Origin of the sequence: Micromonospora lutea (assembly GCF_016863535.1) — a bacterium.
In the GTDB taxonomy this organism is placed as follows: domain Bacteria; phylum Actinomycetota; class Actinomycetes; order Mycobacteriales; family Micromonosporaceae; genus Micromonospora; species Micromonospora lutea.
Genome location: NZ_BOPB01000035.1, coordinates 50,219 through 60,274, shown reverse-complemented (window position 1 = coordinate 60,274; position 10,056 = coordinate 50,219). Strand labels below are relative to the sequence as shown.

Annotated in this window: 6 protein-coding genes and 2 pseudogenes; 3 read left to right on the top strand and 5 right to left on the bottom strand. The window is 71.8% G+C overall.

Annotated elements, in window-relative coordinates; translation table 11 throughout:
* A pseudogene (locus Vlu01_RS27690) lies at window positions 1–112 on the top strand (LacI family transcriptional regulator); the annotation flags it as partial.
* 323 nt (window positions 113–435) lie between these two features.
* Here Vlu01_RS27690 and Vlu01_RS25920 read toward each other — a convergent pair.
* Window positions 436–1,410 (bottom strand): Acg family FMN-binding oxidoreductase, encoded by a 975-nt coding sequence (locus Vlu01_RS25920; protein WP_204004351.1) that lies wholly within the window; start codon window positions 1,408–1,410, stop codon window positions 436–438.
* A gap of 244 nt (window positions 1,411–1,654) precedes the next feature.
* On the opposite strand from Vlu01_RS25920, the gene Vlu01_RS25915 reads away from it, so the two are divergent.
* Window positions 1,655–2,293, top strand: coding sequence for a response regulator (locus Vlu01_RS25915; protein ID WP_204004349.1), 639 nt, complete (start codon window positions 1,655–1,657; stop codon window positions 2,291–2,293).
* A 24-nt stretch (window positions 2,294–2,317) separates the two neighbouring features.
* On the opposite strand, the gene Vlu01_RS25910 is transcribed toward Vlu01_RS25915, so the two are convergent.
* Together Vlu01_RS25910 and Vlu01_RS25905 are read right to left on the bottom strand one after the other, a co-directional pair.
* Window positions 2,318–3,946: a GAF domain-containing sensor histidine kinase gene (locus Vlu01_RS25910; protein WP_239096131.1), complete on the bottom strand. Its 1,629-nt coding sequence runs from the start codon at window positions 3,944–3,946 to the stop codon at window positions 2,318–2,320.
* A 141-nt stretch (window positions 3,947–4,087) separates the two neighbouring features.
* On the bottom strand, window positions 4,088–5,095 hold the full coding sequence (locus tag Vlu01_RS25905; protein WP_204004347.1) for an Acg family FMN-binding oxidoreductase: 1,008 nt from the start codon (window positions 5,093–5,095) through the stop codon (window positions 4,088–4,090).
* 218 nt (window positions 5,096–5,313) lie between these two features.
* Between Vlu01_RS25905 and Vlu01_RS25900 the strand changes: the two are divergent.
* Window positions 5,314–6,685 (top strand): annotated as a pseudogene (locus Vlu01_RS25900) (HAD-IC family P-type ATPase).
* 22 nt (window positions 6,686–6,707) lie between these two features.
* Here the strand turns inward: Vlu01_RS25900 and Vlu01_RS25895 are convergent.
* Both Vlu01_RS25895 and Vlu01_RS25890 read right to left on the bottom strand, forming a co-directional pair.
* Complete coding sequence (locus Vlu01_RS25895; protein ID WP_204004344.1) at window positions 6,708–7,610, bottom strand: universal stress protein; 903 nt, start codon at window positions 7,608–7,610, stop codon at window positions 6,708–6,710.
* Window positions 7,611–7,623: 13 nt separating this feature from the next.
* The gene (locus Vlu01_RS25890; protein ID WP_204004341.1) at window positions 7,624–10,017 is read right to left on the bottom strand and encodes a phosphoketolase family protein; all 2,394 of its coding nucleotides are present in this window, start codon (window positions 10,015–10,017) and stop codon (window positions 7,624–7,626) included.
* Between the last annotated feature and the right edge of the window lie 39 nt (window positions 10,018–10,056).

The window sequence follows — 10,056 nt, the reverse complement described above, 5'->3', positions numbered from 1 at the left end:
CATGTTGGCGGCGCGGACGGTGCTGCGGCTGGCCCGGGGCGAGCAGGTGGAGAGCCCTCGGGTGGAACTGGCGACGGAACTCGTGATCCGGGACAGCGCCGCCGCGGCCTGAACAAGAACGACCGCCGGTCGCGTCAAGGTACCGATATTTTTCCGGAAGTTGTTGACGCGGCATCCGGTCGCGACCGACGATGGGACTCGCCGTCCTTTCACCAAGGAAATGGCTGGTGGTGCCCGCCGTGCCCGCGGCACCGCCCTGCCGTGTCCGGCGGATGCCCACGCCGTCCGCCGGACACGGCACCTACTCTCGACCAGCCCAGCCGCAGTTCGTCGCCGGCTTCTGCCGTCGGCAGATCCGCCGACGATGAACGAGCCGACCCGAAGCCGCTGCGAGGGGCCAAGGTGGGTCGCCTGAAACTCCTCATGCCGGCCGCCTCAGGCGAGGCGCACCGGCAGGTCCAGCACCTCGTCCACCGGGCGACGGGGGGTGGGTCGACCCGGCTGGCCGTACCCGATCCGCATCACCATCTGTGGCGTGCCGAACCGTCCCAGTGACAGCCGAAGCTGCTCGCGGGCCGAGGGCACCTCGATCGGTTGGGACAGCATCGACACGGACAGCCTGGCATCGGTGGCGGTCAGCAGCACCCGCTGCAACGCCTGGCCCGCGACCACCTGGTCGACTGCGGTGTTGCCGGCGGAGCCGAGCACCGCCACGAGTGGCTCCGGCTCGAAGTCGCGGCCAGCTGCCCGCTGGCTGCCGCCGAAGTCACGCGACGGGAGCAGGTCCTGCGACTCGGCCCGGGGGCCGCTGGCGGAGACCGGGACGCCGTCCGAATCGGGGCTGGCACGTATCCACGTCTCGCGCTCCGCCCGGTAGGCGGGATCGCGTTCGAGGACCCGGTGCGCGCCACGAGCGATCTCGGCGAACGCGTTGACGGCGCTCACCCCGATCAGCAGTTCCAGCCAGCAGTGCTCGGTACGGGCTGCCTCACCGAGCCGCCAGCGGGAGTCAGCCGGAATCGGTTCGGGCCAGAACGGGGCGCGGTTGCTGAACCGGCGCGGGATGGCCGCGTAGAGGTTCTGCTCGGCGGGACTGGGACGACGCGGCAGGTCCGGCACCAGCCGGGCCAGGACATCCGGTTCAGACGGGTACGGACGCAGCCGTACCCTCGCCGGAGCACCGGTCACCGCCAGGGCGAGGCGCAGATTGAACAGCGCGGCCCCACCGGCCACCCGGGCGCCCCAGCCGCTCGGGTCGGTGGCGGGCAGCCGCCGGGACGGGTCGACGAGGACCTCGATCCCACCGTCGCGCAGCCGGAACCGCCACGGCTGGACGTTGTGCAGGGACGGTGCGCGGACCGCGTCGGTCGCGGCGGCCCGCAGTTGTTCGACGGTGTAGCCGGTTTCCATGGTCGTGCCCCCTCCGTTCGTCTACACCCACGGTCCACCCCACCCACCCTCGTCCAGCAGGGCCACACGTCCCGAACCCCCAGGACACCCCGCCCCTCCACCCCCAAGTTCCCGTTGATCATGAGGTTGTTGCCTCCCTGGCATTGGAAATCGGGCAATAACCTCATGATCAACGGAGTGGGTGGGGGTGGGTTGGGACTTTTGGCCCGTGCGGGGGGTGGGCGGGGGCGGGTAGAAAGGGGGGATGATCCGGGTGTTCTTGCTTGACGACCACGAGGTCGTGCGTCGTGGCCTCGCCGACCTGCTGCACGCCAGCGGCGACATAGAAGTGGTCGGCGAGTCCGGTTCGGCCCAGGAGGCGGCCCGCCGGATTCCGGCACTGCGGCCCGACGTGGCGATCCTCGACGCCCGGCTCCCCGACGGCAACGGCATCGACGTGTGCCGGGACGTACGGGCCGTGGACTCCGCGATCAAGGGGCTGATCCTCACCTCGTACGAGGACGACGAGGCGCTGTTCGCGGCGATCATGGCCGGTGCCTCCGGGTACGTGCTCAAGCAGATCCGCGGCACCGACCTCGTCGACGCGGTACGTCGGGTGGCGGCCGGTCAGTCGCTGCTCGACCCGGCGATCACCACCCGGGTGCTCGATCGCATTCGCAGCGGGGTGGAGCAGCCCCGCGAGTTGCAGTCCCTCACCGAGCAGGAGCGGCGGATCCTGGAGTACGTCGCCGAGGGGCTGACCAACCGGGAGATCGCCAGCAAGATGTTCCTGGCCGAGAAGACGGTCAAGAACTACGTCTCCAGTGTGCTGGCCAAGCTCGGCCTGGAACGGCGTACCCAGGCCGCGGTGCTGGCCACCCGGCTGCTCGGCAAGAACCACTGACCGCCGGCCGGGCTCCAGCCCGGCTCAGGCCCGCAGCGGGATCGACCAGAGCAGCTCGGTGCCGTGTGGCTCGGCGCGGCGTACCTCGAAGGTGCCCCCGTGCCGCTCGGCGCGCTCGCGCAGGTTCACCAGCCCGCCCCGGGCGGCGGCCGGGTCGCAGCCCACCCCGTTGTCGGTGACGGTGACGGTGACCTGGGTGGCGTTGACGCATACCGCCACCGACACCGCCGTGGCCTCGGCGTGGCGTACCGCGTTGGACAGCGCCTCGCGGAGTACTGCGGCGAGTTCGGGGTGGATCTCGTCCGGCACCGCGCTGTCGATCGGCCCGGTCAGCTCCAGCCTGGGCCGGAAACCCAGCAACTCGGCGGCGGCTTCCACCGCCTCGCGGATCTCGGTGCGTAGCGCCGCGCTCATCGGAGTTCGCAGCTCGAAGATCGTGCGGCGGATGTCCTTGATGGTGGCGTCCAGGTCGTCGACCGCGGCGTTGATCCGCTTGGCCACGTCCGAGCGCGCCGCCAGCGGCACCGTGCTCTGCAGCTGCAGGCCGGTGGCGAACAACCGCTGGATCACCACGTCGTGCAGGTCCCGGGCGATCCGCTCGCGGTCCTCAAGGACGACCAACTGCTCGCGTTCCTCCTGGCCACGGGCGCGCTCCATGGCCAGTGCGGCCTGACCGGCGAAGCTGCCCAACAGGGTCATGTCGTCGTCGGTGACACCGCTGTGCTCGACGCTGTGCGCGATGACCAGCACCCCGTGCAGGGTGTCGGCGGTGGCCAGCGGAGAGACCACCGCCGGCCCGGTGTGCAGCACCGCCGGCCAGGGTGCGGCGTGGGCCAGATCCTCCACCGAGTCGTGTCGCCCCTGCGCGACCGGACCGGCGAAGCTGGTGTCGGCGGCCGGCAGCACCGTGCCGACCAGCGCGCGGGCCTGGGTGCCGAGCCCGTCGACGACCTCGACGGTGAAGTGATCCGCCTCCTCGTCGTAGAGCAGCACGAGGGCCAGCTCGGCCTCGGCCACCTCCCGGGCACGGCGCGCCACCAGGGTCAGTGCGTCGGTACGGCGTACCTCACCGAGCAGTAGCGAGGTGATCTCGGCGGTGGCGGAGAGCCAGCGTTCCCGACGGTGGGCCAGCGCGTACAGCCGGGCGTTCTCGATCGCCACGCCGGCGGCCCCGGCGAGCGCCACGACGATCTCCTCGTCGTCGTCGGTGAACTCGGCACCGCCCTGCTTCTCGGCGAGGTACAGGTTGCCGAAGACCTGGTCGCGGATGCGGACCGGCACGCCGAGGAAGGTGTGCATCGGCGGATGGTGCGGCGGAAAGCCGTACGAGTCCGGATGCTGGGTGATGTCCGGCATCCGCAGCGGCTTCGGATCGTCGATGAGCAGGCCGAGTACTCCTCGGCCGTGCGGCAGATCACCGATCTTCGCATGCAGCTCGGGGGAGATGCCGTGGGTGATGAAGTCGTGCAGCATCCGGTCGGGACCGATCACCCCGAGCGCGCCGTAACGGGCCCCGGCCAGGTCGCAGGCCGCCTGCACGATGCGCAGCAGGGTGCTGTGCAGATCCAGGTCGGTGCCGATGCCGACCACCGCGTCGAGCAGCGCCCGCAACCGTTCCCGGCTGGTCACCACCTCGCCGACGCGGTCCAGCATCTCCTGGAGCAACTCGTCAAGGTGGACTCGGGACAGCGGACTGAGGCCGAGCGACGGAGGCTCGTGCCCGGGGTTGGGTACGCCGACGGTCACCCGGCGATGCTAGCCGGGGTCCGGCGATACGGAAACGCCCCGGGACGGTCACCCGGCGTCGCCGGTGACCGCCGAGATGTCCACCACCTGCTCGCGGGGCAGCCGCGGGGTGTGCGGCGGGCCGGCGTGGGCCGGGTCGGCGATCCCGAGGCGCAGGACGAGGTAGGGGTGGCCGAGCCCGGAGAGCACCTCGCGCAGGGTCTGCCGGGTGGCCGCCACTTCCACCACGCCGCTGAGCGGCACCACCGAAACCCCCAGGCGGGTGGCGGCCAGCCAGGCTGCCGACAGCGCCTCACCGGCGCGGAGCCAGTCGACCGGCTCGTCCTCGTCGCCGTAGAGCACCCCGTACGACGCTGCCTGGTCGTGCCCCGAACCGACCGGCAGCGTGCCGGGACGGCCGAAGTCCCGACCCGGAACAGTGGTCTGCGCGGGCTGCTCCGGCAGCACCTCCGGGGTCAGTCCGGTGCCGCCCGAGCGGCTGGTCCAGTACTCCAGTTCCTCCCGCAGCCGGGAGTCCTCCGCCTCGATCGCGCCGGCGCGCGAGGCGGACGCCGCCAGACGCAGCATCTGATCGCGGTCGAGAATCTCCAGCCGAGCACCCTCCTGCCCGGCAGCCGACGCGATGCTGCCCAACGAGTCAGCGGAGACCTGCTCGTCACTGACCGGACGCCGGTCGGTGTGGCGCACCTGCATGCACTGCACCGACCGCATCGCGTCCGGGTCGGCCCCGGTGGCCCGTGGCTCGGTGAGCCGGGCGAGCAGGTCAGGGTCGCTCGGGTCGGGCATTCGCTGCACGCTGGTCGCCCAACCCTCCGCGGCCAGCGCCAGCCGGGCGTGGTGCAGTGCCGCACCGCAGCTCAGGGTGACCAGCTCACCGTGCGGGTCGGTGGCGGCCAGTCGACTGTCCCGGACCACCCGCAACTCCAACGCGTCGGGCAGCACGCGCCAGCGCCAGGGCTGGCTGTTGTGCACCGACGGCGCGTAACCGGCCATCGCGGCGGCCTCCGCGAGGGCGGTGGTCAGCGGGCGGTGGGTAGCCGGCGTCTGGTGGCTCATCCTCACGACCTTTCCGTCTCTGCCATGGTGCCGCACTCCGGTACGGCCGTGGGTGCGGTCCGGTTCATCCTGCTGCATCGACCGCCGACCCGCACGACCCGGCTCGTCCGACCCGGCGGGACCTGCGCGCCACGTTCTGCCCAGACCGACCGACGCGCGACCGCACGGGTTGGGACGATCCGTGGGTGCGAAAGCGGAGATCGGCAGCGGACCACGGCGTGGACGAATGCCTGCCGGAGCAGCCGGTTCGGCCCGAGGCCGACGGGGCCGGTTCGCGGCGTCGGAGCTGGTGGCTGTGGACCCCGCTGACCGGGCTCACGCTGCTGGTGTTGGCCGGTGCGGTGGCACGGCTGGTCGGGCAGCCGGGCGTCGCCGACATCGGGTGGGCATTGGCGAGCCTCGTCGCGCTGCTGCCGGCCGCCGTGTCGATGCTGCGCGAGCTGTGGCGGCGGCAGTTCGGCGTGGACGTGATCGCCGTGCTGGCGCTGGGTGGAGCGTTGGTGGTCGGCGAGTACCTGGCGGGCGCGGTGGTCGCCGTGATGCTGGCCACCGGTCGGACCCTGGAGGCGTACGCACAGCGCCGGGCGACCCGAGACCTGAGAGCGCTGCTGGAGCGGGCGCCACGGACCGCACGACGGCCCACCCCCGACGGTGACGTCGAGGTGGTGCCGGTGGACCGGGTGGCGGTCGGTGACCGGCTGCTGGTCGGCCCGGGTGACGTGGTCGCCGTCGACGGTGTCACCGAGACCGCCGCGACGCTCGACGAGTCGGTGGTCACCGGGGAGTCCCGGCTCGTCGAGCGGGCGTCCGGGGAACGGGTGAGCAGCGGTGTGGTCAACGCCGGTGCCGCGTTCGGGCTGCGGGCGGTCGAGAGCGCCGAGCGCAGCACGTACGCCGGGATCGTCCGGTTGGCCGAGGAGGCGACCGCCCGCAAGGCGCCGATGGTGCGGCTGGCCGATCGGTACGCCGTGGCCTTCGTGCCGTTCACCCTGGTGCTGGCCGGGTTGGGCTGGCTGCTCTCCGGCGAGTTCCTGCGGGCGGTGGCGGTGCTGGTGGTGGCGACACCGTGCCCGTTGCTGCTGGCCACCCCGATCGCCATCGTCTCCGGGCTGTCCCGGGTGGCCCGGCGTGGCGTGCTGGTGCGCGACGGCGGCTCGCTGGAGGTCCTGGGGCGCGCGCGGACCCTGCACCCCGCAGGAGAAGGTGAATCGGGTCCGGGCCGAGGCGCAGCGCGCGGTGACGGTGATGGTCGGCGACGGGGTGAACGACGCTCCGGCGCTGGCGGAGGCGAGTGTCGGCGTGGCGATGGGCGCTACCGGGGTGACCGCCTCGGCCGACGTCGCCGACGCCGTGCTGAGCGTGGACCGGCTCGATCCGCTCGCCGACGCGGTCGAGGTGGCCCGCTACGCCCGCCGGATCGCGGTGCAGAGCGCCACCGTGGGTATGGGGTTGGCGCTGATCGCGATGGGCTGTGCGGCGGCCGGGCGGCTGCCACCCGTGGCGGGCGCGTTCCTCCAGGAGGGCATCGACGTGCTGGTGATCCTCAACGCGCTGCGGGCGCTCGGGGGCGGACCACGCGGGCCGGCCTGACTCGGCCGACCCGCGTGGTGTCTCAGCGTTCCCGGACCACCGCCACCGGGCAGTGGGCGTGCTGGAGGAGTTGCTGGCTGACCGAGCCGAGCAGCATGCCCCGCAGCCCACCGTGTCCCCGGGTGCCGACAACGATCAGTTGCGCGTTGCGACTGGCATCGATGAGCAGACCGGCCGGCGCGGCGGCGGCCGTCTCGACGGTCACCGCGACGTCGGGGAAGGTGTCCCGCCAGCGGCGTAGCGCCTCGTCCAGTTCGGCGCGGTGCTCCGCCAGCGCCGCGTCCCGGGCCTGCTCGCCACGCAGACCCCACTGGTCGCGTCGGGGTTGCCAGGCCCGCACCACGTGCAGCGGTACCCGCCGCAGGGCCGCCTGTTCGAAGGCGAAGCCGAGGGCCAGCAGGGAATGCTCCGAGCCGTCCACGCCGACCGCGATGTGTCCGACCCGGTCGCCCTCGGTCGGTCGACGACGGACCACCACCACCGGGCAGTGCGCGTGCGCGGTGACGGCGACGGCGGTCGAGCCGGCGAGCAGGCCGGCGAAGCCGCCATGCCCACGGCTGCCCAGCACCAGCAGGCCAGCCTGCGTCGACGCCTCCTCCAGGATCAGCGCGGGTGGTCCGTCCAGCACCTCGCCGCGCACGTCCAGGCCGGGGTGGGTGGTGGCGGCGTCCGCCGCGGCCTTGCCGACCAACTCCTCGACCTGGCGGCGGGCCTGCTCGTCGGGCCACATCCCCGGCGTCACGCCCGGCCCGACCCAGCCGGCCACGGTCAGCCATTCGAAGACGTACGCCAGCCGGACCGGTCGACCGTCGCGGTGGGCCTGCTCCAGCGCCCATTCCAGCGCCGCCGCGGCGTCGGGCGAGCCGTCGTAACCCACCAGGATCTCCGCGTCGTTCGACGGCGCGGTGCTGCTGCGTTCGCTCATGACGGATGCCTCCTCACCGGTTGGTCGGGTCGGTATCGCGGACCCAGCGCCACTCGGCCACCCGGGGATCGTCCTCGCCGAACCGGCGGGTGTAGTCGCGGGCGGACTGGCGTGCGTCGGTCATCTCCTGCCGCAGGTGCGCGGCGCGGGCGGCCAACCCCGGTACCCGGTCGATCACGTCGATCACGAGGTGGAAGCGGTCCAGGTCGTTGAGCATCACCATGTCGAACGGCGTGGTGGTGGTGCCCTCCTCCTTGTATCCGCGTACGTGCAGGTTGTCGTGGTTGGTACGGCGGTAGGTGAGCCGGTGGATCAGCCACGGATAGCCGTGGTACGCGAAGATGATCGGCTTGTCACGGGTGAACAGCGTGTCGAACTCCGAGTCGGGCAGGCCGTGCGGGTGCTCGGAGTCCGGCTGGAGGCGCATCAGGTCGACGACGTTGATCACCCGCACCTTCAGCTCGGGCAGGTGCTGGTGGAGCAGGTCCGCCGCGGCGAGCGTCTCCAGCGTCGGCACGTCGCCGGCGCAGGCGAGCACCACGTCCGGCTCGCTGCCCTGATCGGTGCTGGCCCAGTCCCAGATGCCCACGCCGCGCCGGCAGTGCGCGACGGCCTCGTCCATGGTCAGCCAGCTCGGTGCGGGCTGCTTGCCGGCCACCACGACGTTGATGTAGTGCCGGCTGCGCAGGCAGTGGTCCATGGTGGAGAGCAGCGTGTTGGCGTCCGGTGGCAGGTAGACCCGTACCACCTCGGCCTTCTTGTTCATCACGTGGTCGATGAAGCCTGGGTCCTGGTGGGAGAAGCCGTTGTGGTCCTGCCGCCAGACGTGGCTGGAGAGCAGGTAGTTCAGCGAGGCGACCGGCTGCCGCCACGGGATCTCCCGAGTCACCTTCAGCCACTTGGCGTGCTGGTTGACCATCGAGTCGACGATGTGGATGAACGCCTCGTAGCTGGTGAAGATGCCGTGCCGACCGGTCAGCAGGTAGCCCTCCAGCCAGCCCTGGCACAGGTGCTCGGAGAGGACCTCCATGACCCGCCCGTCGGGGGAGAGGTGGTCGTCGTCGTCGACCGTGCCGGCCACCCAGGCCCGTCCGGTGACCTCGAAGGCGGCCTGGAGCCGGTTGGAGGCGACCTCGTCCGGTCCGAACAGCCGGAACGTCTGCGGGTTGGCGCTGATCACGTCCCGGACCCACTTGCCGAGTTCGCCGGTGGCGCTGGTGACCGTCGCACCGGGTCGGGGCACCTCGACGGCGTAGTCACGGAAGTCGGGCAGGGACAGGTCGCGCAGCAGGGCGCCGCCGTTGGCGACCGGGTTGGCGCTCATCCGCCGGGTTCCCCTGGGCGGCAGGTCGGCCAGCTCGGCCACCGGCGCGCCGGTGGCGTCGAACAGCTCCTGTGGACGGTAGCTGCGGAGCCACCGCTCCAGCTCGGCCAGGTGGTCCGGGTTGCTCCGGACCTGGGACAGCGGCACCTGGTGCGCCCGGTAGGTGCCTTCGACCCGCTTGCCGTCGACGTCGCGAGGCCCGGTCCAGCCCTTCGGGGTACGCAGGACGATCATCGGCCAACGTGGGCGTTCGACGCGCACGCCGGAGCGGGCGCGGTGCTGGATCTCGGCGATCTCGTCCAGGGCCCGGTCCAGGGTGGCGGCCAGGTTCTGGTGCACCACTGCCGGATCGTCGCCGGCCACCACGTACGGCTGGTAGCCCTGGCCCCGCATCAGGTCGAGCAGGTCGGACTCGGGGATGCGGTCCAGCACCGTCGGGTTGGCGATCTTGTATCCGTTGAGGTGCAGGATGGGCAACACCGCGCCGTCGCGGGCGGGGTTGAGGAATACGTTGGACAGCCAGCTACCGGCGAGTGGGCCGGTCTCCGCCTCACCGTCTCCGATCACGCAGGCGACCAGCAGATCCGGGTTGTCGAAGGCGGCGCCGTAGGCGTGACTGAGCGCGTACCCCAGCTCGCCGCCCTCGTGGATCGAACCCGGCACCTCGGCCGCGACATGGCTCGGGATGCCGCCGGGGAAGGAGAACTGGCGGAACAGCCGGGCCATCCCGGCCTCGTCGCGGCCGATGTCGTGGTTGAGCTCGCTGTAGGTGCCTTCGAGCCAGGTGTTCGCCACCAGCGCTGGTCCACCGTGACCGGGCCCGGTGATGTAGATGGCGCTGAGGTCCCGCGCCACGATGACCCGGTTCAGGTGGGCGTAGATCAGGTTCAGCCCGGGGGAGGTGCCCCAGTGCCCGAGCAGGCGGGGCTTGACGTGCTCGGCGGCCAGCGGTTCACGCAACAGGGGATTGTCCAGCAGGTAGATCTGCCCGACGGTGAGGTAGTTCGCCGCCCGCCAGTAGGCGTCCAGCCGGCGCAGTTCGTCATCGGTCAGGGGGCTTCGCAGGTCTACGGCGGTGTCCATACTGCCTGAGCCTCTCGCGGGTCGGTGAATCCTGCATCC